The sequence below is a fragment of the Marinobacter lipolyticus genome, from assembly GCF_018424605.1.
GTDB classification, from domain to species: domain Bacteria; phylum Pseudomonadota; class Gammaproteobacteria; order Pseudomonadales; family Oleiphilaceae; genus Marinobacter; species Marinobacter lipolyticus_B.
Map to the genome: position 1 here is coordinate 165,058 of NZ_QTKT01000008.1, position 16,003 is coordinate 181,060.

11 protein-coding genes are annotated in these 16,003 nt (G+C 56.5%); all 11 read right to left on the reverse strand.

Annotated elements, in window-relative coordinates:
- Nucleotides 1–19: 19 nt before the first annotated feature.
- The 11 genes from rplB to rpoB all read right to left on the reverse strand — a co-directional run bounded on the left by rplB (nt 20) and on the right by rpoB (nt 15,837).
- Entirely contained in the window at nt 20–847 is an 828-nt protein-coding gene (rplB, locus tag DYI22_RS12445) for a 50S ribosomal protein L2 (protein WP_213478390.1), read from the reverse strand.
- Between the two features lie 17 nt (nt 848–864).
- The gene (gene rplW / locus DYI22_RS12450; RefSeq protein ID WP_041341428.1) at nt 865–1,158 is read right to left on the reverse strand and encodes a 50S ribosomal protein L23; all 294 of its coding nucleotides are present in this window, start codon (nt 1,156–1,158) and stop codon (nt 865–867) included.
- On the reverse strand, nt 1,155–1,760 hold the full coding sequence (gene rplD / locus DYI22_RS12455) for a 50S ribosomal protein L4 (protein WP_213478391.1): 606 nt from the start codon (nt 1,758–1,760) through the stop codon (nt 1,155–1,157). The genes rplW and rplD overlap by 4 nt, the downstream gene beginning before the upstream one ends.
- Nucleotides 1,761–1,771: 11 nt before the next feature.
- A complete protein-coding gene (gene rplC, locus DYI22_RS12460; RefSeq protein WP_213478393.1) occupies nt 1,772–2,410 on the reverse strand; it encodes a 50S ribosomal protein L3 in 639 nt (212 codons plus the stop codon).
- A 76-nt stretch (nt 2,411–2,486) separates the two neighbouring features.
- On the reverse strand, nt 2,487–2,798 hold the full coding sequence (gene rpsJ / locus DYI22_RS12465; protein ID WP_004580743.1) for a 30S ribosomal protein S10: 312 nt from the start codon (nt 2,796–2,798) through the stop codon (nt 2,487–2,489).
- Nucleotides 2,799–2,983: 185 nt separating this feature from the next.
- Nucleotides 2,984–4,180, reverse strand: coding sequence for an elongation factor Tu (gene tuf, locus DYI22_RS12470; protein WP_213478394.1), 1,197 nt, complete (start codon nt 4,178–4,180; stop codon nt 2,984–2,986).
- Nucleotides 4,181–4,214: 34 nt separating this feature from the next.
- Nucleotides 4,215–6,320 carry an elongation factor G gene (fusA, locus tag DYI22_RS12475; protein ID WP_213478396.1) on the reverse strand — a complete coding sequence of 702 codons (2,106 nt, stop codon included), beginning with the start codon at nt 6,318–6,320 and terminating at the stop codon, nt 4,215–4,217.
- A gap of 18 nt (nt 6,321–6,338) precedes the next feature.
- The gene (gene rpsG, locus DYI22_RS12480) at nt 6,339–6,809 is read right to left on the reverse strand and encodes a 30S ribosomal protein S7 (RefSeq protein WP_048497735.1); all 471 of its coding nucleotides are present in this window, start codon (nt 6,807–6,809) and stop codon (nt 6,339–6,341) included.
- A gap of 115 nt (nt 6,810–6,924) precedes the next feature.
- Nucleotides 6,925–7,299, reverse strand: a complete 375-nt coding sequence (rpsL, locus tag DYI22_RS12485) for a 30S ribosomal protein S12 (RefSeq protein WP_018405045.1) — start codon at nt 7,297–7,299, stop codon at nt 6,925–6,927.
- A 166-nt stretch (nt 7,300–7,465) separates the two neighbouring features.
- On the reverse strand, nt 7,466–11,680 hold the full coding sequence (gene rpoC / locus DYI22_RS12490) for a DNA-directed RNA polymerase subunit beta' (protein ID WP_213478398.1): 4,215 nt from the start codon (nt 11,678–11,680) through the stop codon (nt 7,466–7,468).
- 80 nt (nt 11,681–11,760) lie between these two features.
- Complete coding sequence (gene rpoB, locus DYI22_RS12495) at nt 11,761–15,837, reverse strand: DNA-directed RNA polymerase subunit beta (RefSeq protein WP_213478400.1); 4,077 nt, start codon at nt 15,835–15,837, stop codon at nt 11,761–11,763.
- Nucleotides 15,838–16,003: the final 166 nt, after the last annotated feature.

Here is a 16,003-nt window from a genome sequence, read left to right on the forward strand (position 1 = left end):
TTTACCTCTATGTAGTCGTTTACTTGGCTGAACGACGACGTACTATCATCTTGTCAGTACGCTTGTTCTTACGAGTCTTATGCCCTTTGGTCGGAACACCCCACGGAGTAACCGGGTGACGCCCGCCAGAGGTACGCCCTTCACCACCACCATGTGGGTGGTCAACTGGGTTCATAGCAACACCACGTACTGTTGGACGTTTACCGCGCCAACGTGATGCACCCGCTTTACCAAGCTGCTTGAGGCTGTGCTCGCTGTTGGACACTTCACCCAACGTTGCGCGACAGTCAACAAGCACCTTTCGCATTTCACCTGAGCGCAGGCGGATGGTGGCATAAGCACCTTCACGCGCTACCAGCTGTACGGATGCGCCCGCAGAGCGAGCCAGCTGGGCACCTTTGCCAGGCTTGAGTTCGACGCAGTGAATAACGGAACCGACCGGAATATTCCGGAGCGGAAGCGTGCTACCCACTTTAATCGGCGCGTCGATACCGGAGCGCACAGGATCGCCAATCTGCATGCCTTTGGGAGCGATAATGTAGCGACGCTCGCCATCGGCGTACTTCAGCAGTGCGATGTGCGCAGAGCGGTTCGGATCGTATTCCAGGCGCTCAATAGTCGCCGGGATACCATCTTTGGTCCGCTTGAAATCGATGACACGGTAGTGCTGCTTGTGGCCACCACCAATGTGACGAGTAGTAATGCGGCCCACATTGTTACGGCCACCAGACTTACTCTTTGTTTCTACCAACGGCTCGTATGGGCGCCCTTTGTGCAGATCCGGGTTGTAAAGCTTTACAACGTGACGGCGTCCGGCAGATGTTGGCTTGGTTTTGACGATCGGCATATTACGACCCCTTTACCTTATTCCACATCCAGAAAATCGATGTCCTGACCTTCAGCCAGCTTTACGTAAGCCTTACGAATGTCATTACGCTTGCCGAACCCGCGGATAGTGCGCTTAAGCTTACCCTTACGGTTCAGAACCTGAACACCTTCGACGGTGACGTTGAACAGCTGCTCAACGGCTTTCTTGATCTCGGGCTTGGTGGCGTCCGGGGCAACCCGGAAGACAACCTGGCCGTGCTCGGCCACCAGAGAAGCTTTCTCAGATACGTGCGGCCCAAGCAGGACCTTGTAAATGCGTTCCTGATTCATCCCAGCATCTCCTCGATCTTCTTCAGAGCGGGAACGGTCACGACGACCTTCTCGAAAGCAACCAGGCTCACCGGGTCCAGACCAGCAATGTCGCGCACATCGATGTGCGGGATGTTGCGTGATGCCAGGTGCAGATTCTGCTCGACGTTATCGGCAAGAATCAGCGCGTTGGTTACACCGATATCCTTCAGCTTGGCGCTGAACGCCTTGGTCTTGGGGCTGTCGACGTTCATATCGTCAACCACCACCAGCCGCTCCTGACGAACCAGCTCGGAAAAAATGGAGCGCATCGCTGCGCGGTACATCTTACGGTTGACCTTCTGCTCGAAATCGCGAGGCTTCGCAGCAAAAGTCACACCACCGGAGCGCCAGATCGGGCTACGGATAGTACCGGCACGGGCACGACCAGTGCCCTTCTGACGCCAGGGCTTCTTACCACCGCCACTGACTTCTGAACGCGTCTTCTGAGCCTTGGTGCCCTGACGACCAGCTGCCATATAAGCAGTAACCACCTGGTGAACCAGCGACTCGTTAAAATCTTTGGCAAACGCAGCTTCGGAAACAGTGATTCCTTTGCCGCTACCTGTAATAGTCAATTCCATCGAACCGCTCCTCAGGCTTTAACTGCAGGCTTGATGACAACGTTACCGCCGGTCGCGCCGGGAACGGCACCACTTACCAGCAGCAGGTTGCGCTCGGCATCGACACGGACGATCTTCAGGTTCTGCACAGTCACCTGCGCGTTACCCATCTGGCCCGCCATCTTCTTGCCCTTGAACACCTTACCCGGAGTCTGGTTCTGACCGATGGAACCCGGAGCACGATGAGACAGTGAGTTACCGTGAGTCGCATCCTGCATGGAGAAGTTCCAGCGCTTAACACCGCCCTGGAAACCTTTACCCTTGGACTGACCTACAGCATCGACAACCTGACCGTCTTCGAAGACAGAAGCAGTGATCTCGCCACCGGCCACCAGGTCTTCACCTTCGCCATCGGCCAGCCGGAATTCCCACATACCACGACCGGCTTCAACACCGGCTTTGGCATAGTGGCCTGCTTCGCTCTTGGTCACACGAGAGGAACGACGGGCACCCACAGTTACCTGAACTGCACGATAGCCATCGCTTTCAAGAGTTTTCAGTTGGGTAATGCGGTTGGGCTCAACCTCGATTACCGTAACGGGCAGCGCCTGCCCATCTTCCGTAAAAATACGGGTCATACCGGCCTTACGACCGACAACACCAATTGCCATGTTTCACCTCTTAAGTGTACGGGGCTCTCACCCTCTATGGCCTTATGACAGTTACACAGACTAATACCGGGCGGTATTAGCCGAGGCTGATCTGAACGTCTACACCTGCTGCCAGGTCCAGCTTCATCAAAGCATCTACTGTCTTTTCCGTCGGCTCAACAATGTCGAGCAAACGCTTGTGAGTACGAATTTCATACTGATCACGCGCGTCTTTGTTGACGTGCGGGGAGATCAGAACAGTGTACTTTTCCTTCCGCGTCGGCAGAGGGATAGGTCCACGCACCTGAGCGCCGGTCCGCTTAGCGGTATCGACAATCTCCTGCGTGGACTGGTCGATCAGGCGGTAATCAAACGCCTTCAACCGGATTCGAATTTTTTGGCTTTGCATGATGCACCAAACTCCACTCGTAGCAGCTACTTGTTTAGCCGACCTTCAAAAAAAGGAGCCGCATTGTATGCATAATACCCAACCATGTCAACTGCCATGAAGCGTGACACGGTCGGGCATGATGTGCGGCCTTAACGGAAAAAGGGGCTGACGTATCAGCCCCTTTTCCTGATCAAACGAGCAACTTACTCGATGATCTTGGAGACCACGCCGGCACCAACGGTACGGCCGCCTTCGCGAATCGCGAAGCGCAGACCATCTTCCATGGCGATCGGGGCGATCAGGGTAACGCTCATCTTGACGTTGTCACCCGGCATTACCATTTCCACACCTTCCGGCAGTTCGCAAGAACCGGTTACGTCGGTGGTACGGAAGTAGAACTGCGGACGGTAGCCCTTGAAGAACGGAGTATGACGACCACCTTCTTCTTTGGACAGTACGTACACTTCGCACTCGAACTTGGTGTGCGGCTTGATGGTGCCCGGCTTACACAGAACCTGACCACGCTCAACGTCGTCACGCTTGGTACCACGCAGCAGAACACCAACGTTCTCACCGGCACGACCTTCGTCCAGCAGCTTGCGGAACATCTCAACACCGGTACAGGTGGTCTTGACGGTATCCTTGATACCGACAATCTCAATTTCCTCACCAACTTTGATGACGCCACGCTCAACACGACCGGTCACAACGGTACCACGACCAGAGATGGAGAATACGTCCTCGATCGGCATCAGGAACGGCTGATCGATGGCACGCTCCGGCTCAGGGATGTAGTCATCCAGGGCTTCTACCAGCTTCTTCACAGCGGTAGTACCCATTTCGTTGTCGTCTTTGCCTTCCAGCGCCATCAGCGCAGAACCGGTGACAATCGGAGTGTCGTCACCCGGGAAGTCATACTGGCTCAGCAGGTCACGAACTTCCATCTCGACCAGCTCAAGCAGCTCTTCATCGTCAACCATGTCCGCTTTGTTCAGGAACACAACGATGAAAGGAACGCCTACCTGACGGGACAGCAGGATGTGCTCACGAGTCTGCGGCATGGGGCCGTCAGCTGCGGAACAAACCAGGATCGCGCCGTCCATCTGAGCCGCACCGGTGATCATGTTCTTCACATAGTCGGCGTGGCCCGGGCAGTCTACGTGTGCGTAGTGACGGGTCGGAGAATCGTACTCAACGTGAGAGGTGGCGATGGTGATACCACGCGCCTTCTCTTCCGGTGCGTTATCGATCTGATCGAACGCACTTGCAGTACCAGTGCCCCAAACCTCGTGACAAACACGGGTCAGCGCTGCGGTCAGAGTAGTTTTGCCATGGTCAACGTGACCAATGGTGCCTACGTTCAAATGCGGTTTGCTACGGTCAAATTTTTCTTTAGCCACGGTTACACCTCTTCCTGTTTCTTAAGTCCTGGGATCAACCCTTTTTAATGATCGCTTCGGCAATGTTCGAAGGCGCCTCTGAATAACCAGAGAACTCCATCGCGTACGACGCCCGGCCTTGCGTTGCGGAACGCAGGTCAGTGGCATAACCGAACATTTCCGACAACGGAACCTCCGCGCGGATAACCTTACCGGCAGGACCTTCGTCCATACCCTGGATAACACCGCGACGACGGTTCAGATCGCCGACAACATCACCCATGTAGTCTTCCGGGGTCACAACCTCAACTCGCATGATCGGCTCAAGCAGCGCAGGGTTTGCTTCCAGCGCACCCTTCTTCATTGCCATGGAACCAGCAACCTTGAAGGCCATCTCGTTGGAGTCGACGTCGTGATAGGAACCGTCGTACAGGGTCGCCTTGATACGCAGAAGCGGATAACCAGCCAGACAGCCGTTCTGCATCTGCTCTTCGATACCCTGCTGAACTGCCGGGATGTATTCCTTGGGAACAACACCACCAACAATTTCATTCACGAAGATAAAGTTTTCGCCATCTTCATCATCCAGCGGCAGCGGCTCAAGCTTGATCTTGACGTGACCATACTGACCACGACCACCAGACTGGCGAACAAACTTGCCTTCCACATCCACCGGCTTGCGGATGCACTCACGGTAGGCCACCTGTGGCTTACCAATGTTCGCCTCTACCTTGAACTCGCGACGCATACGGTCAACGATGATATCCAGGTGAAGCTCACCCATCCCGGAGATGATGGTCTGACCAGACTCTTCATCGGTCCGGACACGGAATGACGGATCTTCCTGGGCCAGCTTGCCCAGCGCCACACCCATCTTCTCCTGATCGGCCTTGGACTTCGGCTCAACGGCAACAGAGATAACCGGCTCCGGGAATTCCATGCGCTCAAGAATAATCTTGTTATTCTCGTCACACAGAGTATCACCGGTGGTAACGCTCTTCAGGCCGATGGCAGCGGCGATATCGCCAGCCAGCACTTCCTTGATCTCTTGACGATCCTTGGAGTGCATCTGAACCATACGACCAACACGCTCTTTCTTACCCTTCACAGAGTTGTAGACCGCGTTGCCGCTTTCCAACTTACCGGAGTAAACCCGGAAGAAGGTCAGCGTACCAACGAACGGGTCGGTAGCAATCTTGAAGGCAAGCGCAGCAAACGGCGCGTCGTCATCGGCCTGACGAGTTTCCTCGGTGCCGTCTTCGTCAATTTCACCGCGAATGGCTTTGACTTCATCCGGAGCCGGCAGGAATTCGATCACCGAATCCAGAACCGCCTGTACACCCTTGTTCTTGAACGCGGAGCCACAGGTTGCAACAACGATTTCGTTAGCGAGGGTACGCATACGCAGACCCTTCTTGATTTCGTCGTTGGTCAGCTCGCCCTCGTCGAGGTACTTCTCCATCAGCTCTTCGTTGGCTTCAGCTGCGGCTTCCATCATCTGCTCACGGTACATGGCGACTTCGTCAGCCATTTCCGCAGGCACATCCTTCTCGTCGTAGGTCGCACCGGAATCGGCTTCGTTCCAGTAAATCGCCTTGTTACGAATCAGATCGACAATGCCTTCGAAGTCGTCTTCTGCGCCGATCGGCAACTGAATGGGAACGGCGTTTGCGCCCAGACGGTTTTTGATCTGGTCAACCACGCGCAGGAAGTTCGCGCCAGCACGGTCCATCTTGTTGACGAACACCATGCGGGGCACTTCGTACTTGTTGGCCTGGCGCCATACAGTCTCGGACTGCGGCTCAACACCGGAGGAACCACAGAACACAACGACAGCGCCGTCGAGTACACGCAGTGAACGCTCTACCTCGATGGTAAAGTCAACGTGCCCCGGGGTGTCGATGATGTTGATCCGGTGCTCCGGATACTGCTTGTCCATGCCCTGCCAGAAACAGGTGGTCGCAGCAGAGGTAATGGTGATACCACGCTCCTGCTCCTGCTCCATCCAGTCCATGGTAGCTGCACCATCATGAACTTCACCGATTTTGTGGGAAATACCTGTATAGAACAGAACCCGCTCGGTGGTTGTGGTTTTGCCCGCATCAACGTGCGCACAAATACCAATGTTTCTGTAACGCTTGATAGGAGTCTTGCGTGCCACTGTATAAACCTCGGCTGATTAGAAACGGAAGTGAGAGAACGCCTTGTTGGCTTCTGCCATGCGGTGTACGTCTTCACGCTTCTTAACAGCGGAGCCCTTGCTGTCAGCGGCGTCAAGAATCTCACCTGCCAGTCGCTGAGCCATGGACTTCTCACCGCGCTTCCGTGAATATTCGACGAGCCAGCGCATGGCCAGCGCGTTCTGACGGGAAGGCCGTACTTCTACGGGCACCTGGTAAGTAGCACCACCCACACGACGGGACTTAACCTCAACCATCGGCTGGATGTTCTCCAGGGCCTTTTCGAACATGTCGATCGGCTCTTCCTTCGACTTCTCGGCAACAATGTCCAGGGCGCCGTAAACAATGCGCTCTGCAACCGACTTCTTACCGCTTTCCATCACGTGGTTGATGAACTTGGCAAGACGTGCACTGCCGAATTTCGGATCCGGGATAATTTCCCGCTTTGCTGCAACTCTTCTTCTAGGCATCGATAAGCCCTTATATATCTAAAAGGTCTTCAGGAACCCCTGAGATAGCCTGTAGCTACTCAGCCTTACTCTTACCGTTCTGACAAGCAACGATAAAAGACACCCGCTCGGGACATCAGGACTTGGGTCGTTTAGTACCGTACTTGGAGCGACCCTGCTTACGGTTCTGCACACCCTGGGTGTCCAGTGTTCCGCGAACAGTGTGATAGCGCACACCCGGAAGGTCTTTTACACGACCGCCACGGATAAGCACAACACTGTGCTCCTGAAGGTTATGACCTTCACCACCAATGTAAGAGGAAACCTCGAAGCCGTTGGTCAGACGAACACGGCACACTTTACGCAGTGCTGAGTTCGGCTTCTTCGGCGTTGTGGTGTACACACGGGTGCACACACCACGGCGCTGAGGACAGGCCTGGAGAGCAGGAACATCGCTCTTGGCTACCTTGCGCTTACGAGGCTTACGCACCAACTGATTAATCGTTGCCATGTAAGCAAACTCCAAAAAACCATATCAATGAAACTTGCCCCCAGAAGCTGGGGGCAAAATTTAAGGGACGCAAGTTTAAGCCTGCGCCCCTGCACAGTCAAGATGACTGATCTCTTTTTGACCACCCGCGGCATAAGTAACTACCGGCGGGTGGTGCCGGCCCAACTCAGCTTTCGCGGTTGAGTTCGGCGCTCAGAGCTTCTTCCACGTCGGCTGCAGTCACGCCCTGCTCTTCCAGGTCACGCTTGCGGCGACGCTCGTTGTGGTAGGCCAGACCGGTACCCGCAGGAATCAGTCGACCAACCACCACGTTTTCCTTCAGGCCACGCAGGTAGTCACGCTTACCGGTCACCGCACCTTCGGTCAGTACCCGGGTGGTCTCCTGGAACGAAGCCGCCGAAATGAACGACTCGGTGGCCAGCGATGCCTTGGTGATACCCAGCAGCAGACGCTCGAACCGCGCAGGTTCCTTGTCTGCCGTGTTGGCCTTTTCGTTTTCCTCGAGCACCTGGGTGATTTCGACCTGATCACCGGACAGCAGCGTGGTATCGCCCGGATCGCTGATTTCCACTTTCCTCAGCATCTGACGAACGATAACCTCGATATGCTTATCGTTGATGACAACACCCTGCAGACGGTAAACGTCCTGGATCTCGTTGGTGATGTACTTGGCCAGCTCGACCACACCCAGCAGACGCAGAATGTCGTGGGGGTTGGACGGGCCGTCGGAAATCACCTCACCCTTCTCGACCGTCTCACCCTCAAACACGTTCATCTGACGGTGCTTGGGAATCAGAACCTCGTAGGCGTCACCATCTTTCGGCGTGATCACCAGGCGTTTCTTGCCCTTGGTTTCCTTGCCGAACGATACCGTGCCGCTGATCTCAGCGAGGATCGACGATTCTTTCGGACGACGGGCCTCGAACAGGTCGGCAACCCGCGGCAGACCACCGGTGATATCCCGGGTCTTCGAGCTTTCCTGCGGAATCCGCGCTACCACGTCACCGAGCTCGATGTTGGCGCCATTAGCCATGGTAACCAGGGCGTTCGCCGGCAGGAAGAAGATCGCGGTACCGCCGCCAGGCAGTTCAACGTCCTCGCCCTTGGCATCCACCAGCTGGATCGCCGGACGGATGTCCTTACCAGCAGCAGGACGCTCCTTCGAGTCGATCACTTCCATCGTCGACAGACCGGTCAGTTCGTCAGTCTGGGTGCGGACGGTAATGCCCTGATCCATATTGACAAACTTGGCGGTACCGCCGGCTTCGGCGATGATCGGGTGAGTGTGGGGATCCCACTTGGCAACCACCACACCGGCCTCAACACTGTCACCGTGCTTGACTGACAGAACCGCGCCATACGGAAGCTTGTACCACTCCCGCTCACGGCCCTGCTCATCGGCGACCGCCAGAGCGGAAGAACGAGACACAACCACCAGTGAGCCGTCGCTCTTTTCAATGGACTTCAGGTTGTGCAGACGAACGGTGCCGCCATGCTTGACCTGAATATTGTCGACTGCGGATGCCCGGCTCGCCGCACCACCGATGTGGAAGGTACGCATGGTCAGCTGGGTACCCGGCTCACCGATGGACTGGGCGGCAATAACACCAACCGCTTCACCCACGTTCACCCGGTGGCCACGGGCCAGATCACGGCCGTAGCACTTGGAACAGATGCCGTGACGAGTCTCACAGGTAATCGCGGAGCGCACCCAGACCTCGTCCACACCGGCCCGCTCCAGCGCCTCAACGGTTTTCTCGTCGAGCAGCGTACCGGACGCAACAACCGCGTTGTCCTTGTCGGTCGGTGTAAAGGCGTCGCGTGCTGTGACACGACCCAGCACCCGGTCACCGAGGGGAACAACCACGTCGCCGCCTTCGATGTGCGGCGTCATCAGCAGGCCTTCATCGGTGCCACAATCTTCCTCGGTCACCACCAGATCCTGGGATACGTCCACCAGACGACGGGTCAGGTAACCGGAGTTCGCGGTCTTCAGAGCCGTATCGGCCAGACCCTTACGCGCACCGTGAGTAGAGATAAAGTACTGCAGTACGTTCAGACCCTCACGGAAGTTCGCGGTGATCGGCGTCTCGATGATGGAGCCGTCCGGCTTGGCCATCAGGCCTCGCATACCGGCAAGCTGACGAATCTGCGCCGCGGAACCCCGGGCGCCGGAATCGGCCATCATGTACACGGAGTTGAACGACTCCTGCATCTCGAACTCGCCGTCTTCACCCTTGACCGGTTGGCCGTCAGGACCGATCACCTGCTCTTTCGACAGGCGCTCCATCATGGCCTTGGAGACCTTGTCGTTGGCGCGGGACCAGATATCGATGACCTTGTTGTACTTCTCGCCCTGGGTCAGCAGACCGGACGCGTACTGGGTCTCGATGTCCTTCACTTCGTCAGAGGCCGCATCAACCAGCTCGTACTTTTCCGGCGGGATCTCGAAATCGTTGAAGCCGATGGAGATACCGGAAACGGTTGCGTAGTGATAACCCATGTACATCAGCTGGTCAGCGAAGATAACGGTATCCTTCAGACCGGCATCACGGTAGCAGGTGTTGATCAGGTTAGAGATCGCCTTCTTGACCATGGGCTTGTTAACCAGGTCAAACGACAGGCCGTCCGGCACAATATCAAACAACAGTGCACGGCCAACCGTGGTGTCAACGATCTTGAATTCTTCAGTGCGCTCACCGTTTTCCTGGATGGTCACTTCCTTCACGCGCACCTTGACGATGGCCTGCAGGTCAACCATGCCGGCGCCATAGGCACGATGTGCCTCTTTGACATCGGCGAACACCATACCTTCACCCAGGGCGCTCTTGCGCTCACGGGTCATGTAGTACAGACCCAGAACCACGTCCTGAGAGGGCACGATAATCGGCTCGCCGTTCGCCGGCGACAGCACGTTGTTGGTGGACATCATCAACGCGCGGGCTTCGAGCTGGGCTTCCAGGGTCAGCGGTACGTGTACCGCCATCTGGTCGCCGTCAAAGTCGGCGTTGTAGGCGGCACAGACCAGCGGGTGCAGCTGAATCGCCTTGCCTTCGATCAGTACCGGCTCGAACGCCTGGATACCGAGACGGTGCAGGGTCGGCGCACGGTTCAGCATGATCGGGTGCTCACGGATGACCTCGTCCAGGATGTCCCAGACCACGCCTTCCTCGCGCTCGACCATCTTCTTGGCGGCCTTGATGGTGGTCGCCAGGCCGCGGTGCTCCAGCTTGGAGAAAATAAACGGCTTGAACAGCTCCAGTGCCATCTTCTTCGGCAGACCGCACTGGTGCAGACGCAGGTACGGACCAACCACGATCACCGAACGACCGGAGTAATCCACCCGCTTACCTAGCAGGTTCTGACGGAAGCGGCCTTGCTTACCCTTGATCATGTCAGCCAGGGACTTCAGCGGGCGCTTGTTGGTGCCGGTGATGGCACGGCCGCGGCGGCCGTTATCCAGCAGTGCGTCCACCGCTTCCTGCAGCATGCGCTTTTCGTTGCGCACGATGATGTCCGGAGCGTTCAGCTCGAGCAGACGCTTGAGACGGTTGTTACGGTTGATCACGCGGCGATACAGGTCGTTCAGATCGGACGTGGCAAACCGACCACCGTCCAGCGGCACCAGCGGACGCAGATCCGGCGGAAGAACCGGCAACACGGTCATCACCATGTCACCCGGCTTGTTGCCGGAGTACAGGAAGGCCTCGAGAATTTTCAGACGCTTGCTGAACTTCTTGATCTTGGTCTCGGAGTTGGTCTGGGGAATTTCTTCCCGCAGCGTGTCCACTTCCGCCTGCAGATCGATACCCTCGAGCAGCTCCTTGACCGCCTCGGCACCCATGCGGGCGTCGAACTCGTCACCGAACTCTTCCAGGGCTTCGTAGTACTGCTCATCGTTCAGCAACTGACCTTTTTCGAGCGTGGTCATGCCCGGATCAATCACGATGAACGATTCAAAGTACAGTACGCGCTCGATGTCGCGCAGTGTCATGTCCAGCATCAGACCGATGCGGGACGGCAATGATTTCAGGAACCAGATGTGCGCAACCGGGCTGGCCAGCTCAATGTGACCCATGCGCTCACGACGTACGCTGGCCAGCGCCACTTCCACGCCGCACTTTTCACAGATCACACCGCGGTGCTTCAGGCGCTTGTACTTGCCGCACAGGCACTCGTAGTCCTTGATCGGGCCGAAGATCTTGGCACAGAAAAGACCGTCACGCTCCGGCTTGAAGGTACGGTAGTTGATAGTCTCAGGCTTTTTCACCTCGCCAAAAGACCATGACCGAATCATGTCGGGAGATGCCAGCCCGATACGGATGGCATCAAATTCCTTGCTTTGATTCTGGCTCTTGAGAAGATTCAGCAAATCTTTCATCAGTAAAAGCTCCGGATGGCGTTAATCTCGGGCGGGCGCCCAGAGGGCGTCCCGCTCACGCTGCCAAAAAACAATTCGGCTCAGTCGGATTCCAGCTCGATGTCGATACCCAGCGAGCGGATTTCCTTGACAAGAACGTTGAAGGATTCGGGCATGCCCGGCTCCATGCGATGGTCGCCATCGACAATGTTCTTGTACATCTTGGTCCGACCGTTTACATCATCAGACTTGACGGTAAGCATTTCCTGCAGCGTGTATGCCGCACCGTAGGCTTCCAGAGCCCACACTTCCATCTCACCGAAGCGCTGACCACCGAACTGCGCCTTACCACCCAGCGGCTGCTGGGTAACCAGGCTGTAAGAACCGGTGGAACGAGCGTGCATCTTGTCGTCGATCAGGTGGTTCAGCTTGAGAATGTACATATAGCCAACGGTAACCGGGCGATCAAAGGCATCGCCGGTACGGCCATCATACAGCTTGGTCTGACCTGTAGTATTCAGGCCAGCCAGCTCAAGCATCCGCTTGACCTCCGCTTCCTTGGCGCCGTCAAACACTGGCGTCGCCATCGGTACGCCGGAGCGAAGATTGCCAGCCAGATCCAGGATTTCCTTATCGGTAAAGGAATCCAGATCCACCTTGGTAACTTCGTCTGAGTGGTTGTAGATCTCATCCAGAAGCTTGCGCAGCTCAGCAACCTTACGCTGCTCGTCAAGCATCTGACTGATCCGCTCACCCAGGCCTTTGGCCGCAGCACCCAGATGGGTCTCCAGCACCTGACCCACGTTCATCCGCGACGGTACACCCAGCGGGTTCAGCACGATATCCACGGTGGTACCGTTGTCATCGTATGGCATATCTTCGATCGGCATGACCGCCGAGATAACACCCTTGTTACCATGACGACCGGCCATCTTGTCACCGGGCTGGATACGACGCTTGATCGCGAGGTAGACCTTGACGATCTTGAGAACGCCCGGAGCCAGGTCATCGCCCTGCTGAAGCTTGCCTTTCTTGTCATCAAAGCGCGCTTCGTGCTCTTTCTTGCGATCCTCAAGACCCTGCTCGGATTTCTCCAGCAGTTCGTTCAGGCTTTCGTCTTTCATGCGAAGCTTGAACCAGTCGGCCTTCGGCAGCTCGGCCAGGTAACCTTCGTCCAGCTTGGCACCCTTCTTGAGACCGGGGCCGCTGATCACTTCCTGGCCCTTGAGCGCGTTGGTCAAACGCTCGTAGGTGGCGCCTTCAACGATGCGGTACTCGTCTTTCAGGTCCTTGCGGTACTGATCCAGCTGCTCTTTCTCGATGGCCTGGGCCCGCTGGTCCTTCTCGATGCCGTCACGGGTAAAGACTTGCACGTCAATAACCGTGCCACGGGTGCCGGTCGGCACACGGGAGGATGTGTCTTTCACATCCGACGCCTTCTCACCGAAGATCGCACGCAGCAGCTTCTCTTCCGGTGTCAGCTGGGTTTCGCCCTTCGGCGTTACCTTGCCTACCAGAATGTCACCGGGGCCAACTTCCGCACCGATATAAACAATCCCGGACTCATCCAGCTTGGACAGCGCGCTTTCACCAACGTTCGGAATATCCGCGGTGATTTCCTCGCTTCCCAGCTTGGTGTCCCGAGCCACACAGGTCAGTTCCTGAATGTGGATGGTGGTCAGACGATCTTCCTGCACCACTTTCTCGGAGATGAGGATGGAGTCCTCAAAGTTGTAACCGTTCCAGGGCATGAACGCGATGCGCATGTTCTGGCCCAGTGCCAGCTCACCCAGATCTACCGACGGCCCGTCTGCAAGCACATCGCCGCGGGCAACCACATCACCCTGGCGCACGATGGAACGCTGGTTGATGCAGGTGTTCTGGTTCGAGCGGGTGTACTTGGTGAGGTTGTAGATATCCACACCAGCGTCACCGGCTTCGGTTTCCGTATCGTTCACACGGACAACCACACGGGCGGCGTCCACACTTTCGATCACACCGCCGCGACGGGCGGTCACGCAGACGCCGGAGTCCTGTGCCACCGTGCGTTCTACACCGGTACCGACCAGCGGCACCTGTGAACGCAGGGTCGGAACCGCCTGACGCTGCATGTTCGAGCCCATCAACGCCCGGTTGGCGTCATCGTGCTCGAGGAACGGGATCAACGAAGCAGCAACCGACACCACCTGGCGCGGAGACACGTCCATGAAGTTGACGTTTTCCGGCGGGGTTACGGTGAATTCGTTCTGATGACGAACGGTAACCAGCTCATCGGACAGACGCTTGTTGTCGTCCATGGCTGCGCTGGCCTGGGCGATCACGTAGTTGCTTTCCTCAATGGCGGAAAGGTAAACCACGTCGTCAGTTACCAGGCCATCAACCACTTTCCGGTACGGACTTTCCAGGAAGCCGTAGGAGTTGGAGCGGGCATAGGTCGCCAGCGAGTTGATCAGACCGATGTTCGGGCCTTCCGGGGTCTCGATCGGACACACACGACCGTAGTGGGTCGGGTGTACGTCACGGACTTCGAAGCCGGCGCGCTCGCGGGTCAGACCGCCTGGCCCAAGGGCCGAGATACGACGCTTATGAGTGACCTCGGACAGCGGGTTGTTCTGGTCCATGAACTGGGACAGCTGGCTGGAACCGAAGAACTCCTTCACCGCCGCCGCTACCGGCTTGGCGTTGATCAGGTCCTGCGGCATCAGGCCTTCGCTTTCTGCCAGACTCAGGCGCTCGCGAACCGCACGCTCGACGCGCACCAGGCCAACGCGGAACTGGTTCTCGGCCATTTCACCGACGCAACGAACACGACGGTTACCCAGGTTGTCGATGTCGTCGACCTGGCCCTGACCGTTACGGATATCGATCAGCGTCTTGAGCACGTCGATGATGTCGTCGTGGGTCAGCGTACCTTCCCCGGTGCTTTCTTCACGACGCAGACGACGGTTCAGCTTCATACGGCCAACCGCGGACAGGTCGTAACGCTCCTCGGAGAAGAACAGGTTGTTGAACAGGTTCTCCGCCGACTCTTTCGTGGGGGGCTCGCCAGGACGCATCATGCGATAGATCTCGACCAACGCCTCCAGCGGAGTGCGAGTCGGATCAATACGCAGGGTGTCGGACATGAACGGACCGCAATCCAGATCGTTGGTATACAGTGTCTCGATGTCGGTTACACCGGCATCCAGGATCTTGGTAACGATCTCTTCGCTCAGCTCGCTGTTCGCCTCAACCAGCACTTCGCCGGACTTGGTATCCACCATGTCCTTGGCCAATACTCGGCCGTACAGGTATTCGGTCGGCACTTCCAGCTCGTTGATGCCAGCTTTTTCAAGCTGCTTGATGTGACGAGCGGTAATACGGCGGCCTTCTTCAACGATCAGATTGCCTTCGTTGTCCTTGATATCGAACGTGGCAATGTCACCGCGCAGTCGGCTTGGCACCAGTTCCAGCTTGCACACTTCCGCGCCCAGGCTGAACTTACTGGTTTCAAAAAACATCTCGAGCATCTGCTCGGAGGTGTAGCCCAGCGCTCTGAGCAGAATCGATGCCGGCAGCTTACGGCGACGGTCGATTCGAACGAACACGCTGTCTTTCGGATCAAACTCGAAATCCAGCCAGGAGCCACGGTAAGGAATCACCCGCGCAGAGTACAACAGCTTGCCGGATGAGTGGGTCTTGCCCTTGTCGTGATCGAAGAACACACCAGGTGAACGGTGGAGCTGGGAGACGATTACTCGCTCGGTACCATTAATAACAAAGGTACCGTTCTCCGTCATAAGGGGCATTTCGCCCATGTAGACTTCCTGCTCTTTGATATCCTTGATCGCCTTGTTGGACGATTCCTTATCGTAAATGATAAGGCGGACTTTAACGCGCAGCGGCGCTGCGTAGGTTACGCCCCTAAGCTGGCATTCCTTGACATCAAATACCGGCTCACCGATACGGTAACTCACGTATTCGAGCGCGGCGTTGCCAGAGTAACTGACAATCGGGAATACGGATTTGAATGCTGCGTGAAGACCGGTTTCCCGGCGATCTTCAGGTGCGGCTTCCATTTGCAGGAAGTCCCGGAACGAATCCAGCTGAATAGACAGCAAATAGGGGACGTCCATCACGGAAGGCAATTTACTAAAATCTTTGCGAATCCGCTTTTTCTCAGTGTAGGAGTAAGTCATCTGCATTCCCCAGCTTTAGACCTGATACCTGGTATCAAGAAGCAACCATTGTTCTGCTTCGGGGCCGAATTGCTCGGCATACTGCGCCGTCTTGAACAAGACTCTGGCTGTAGGTTATAGAAACTGACATCAACCTGTAATTGCACACCAGACTCTATAGCATATA

Coding starts and splice junctions, on each gene's coding strand:
- rplB (WP_213478390.1), bottom strand. CDS start 847: ATGCCGATCGTCAAAACCAAGCCAACATCTGCCGGACGCCGTCACGTT.
- rpoC (WP_213478398.1), bottom strand. CDS start 11,680: ATGAAAGATTTGCTGAATCTTCTCAAGAGCCAGAATCAAAGCAAGGAA.
- rpsG (WP_048497735.1), bottom strand. CDS start 6,809: ATGCCTAGAAGAAGAGTTGCAGCAAAGCGGGAAATTATCCCGGATCCG.
- rpsJ (WP_004580743.1), bottom strand. CDS start 2,798: ATGCAAAGCCAAAAAATTCGAATCCGGTTGAAGGCGTTTGATTACCGC.
- rplC (WP_213478393.1), bottom strand. CDS start 2,410: ATGGCAATTGGTGTTGTCGGTCGTAAGGCCGGTATGACCCGTATTTTT.
- rpsL (WP_018405045.1), bottom strand. CDS start 7,299: ATGGCAACGATTAATCAGTTGGTGCGTAAGCCTCGTAAGCGCAAGGTA.
- rplD (WP_213478391.1), bottom strand. CDS start 1,760: ATGGAATTGACTATTACAGGTAGCGGCAAAGGAATCACTGTTTCCGAA.
- rpoB (WP_213478400.1), bottom strand. CDS start 15,837: ATGACTTACTCCTACACTGAGAAAAAGCGGATTCGCAAAGATTTTAGT.
- rplW (WP_041341428.1), bottom strand. CDS start 1,158: ATGAATCAGGAACGCATTTACAAGGTCCTGCTTGGGCCGCACGTATCT.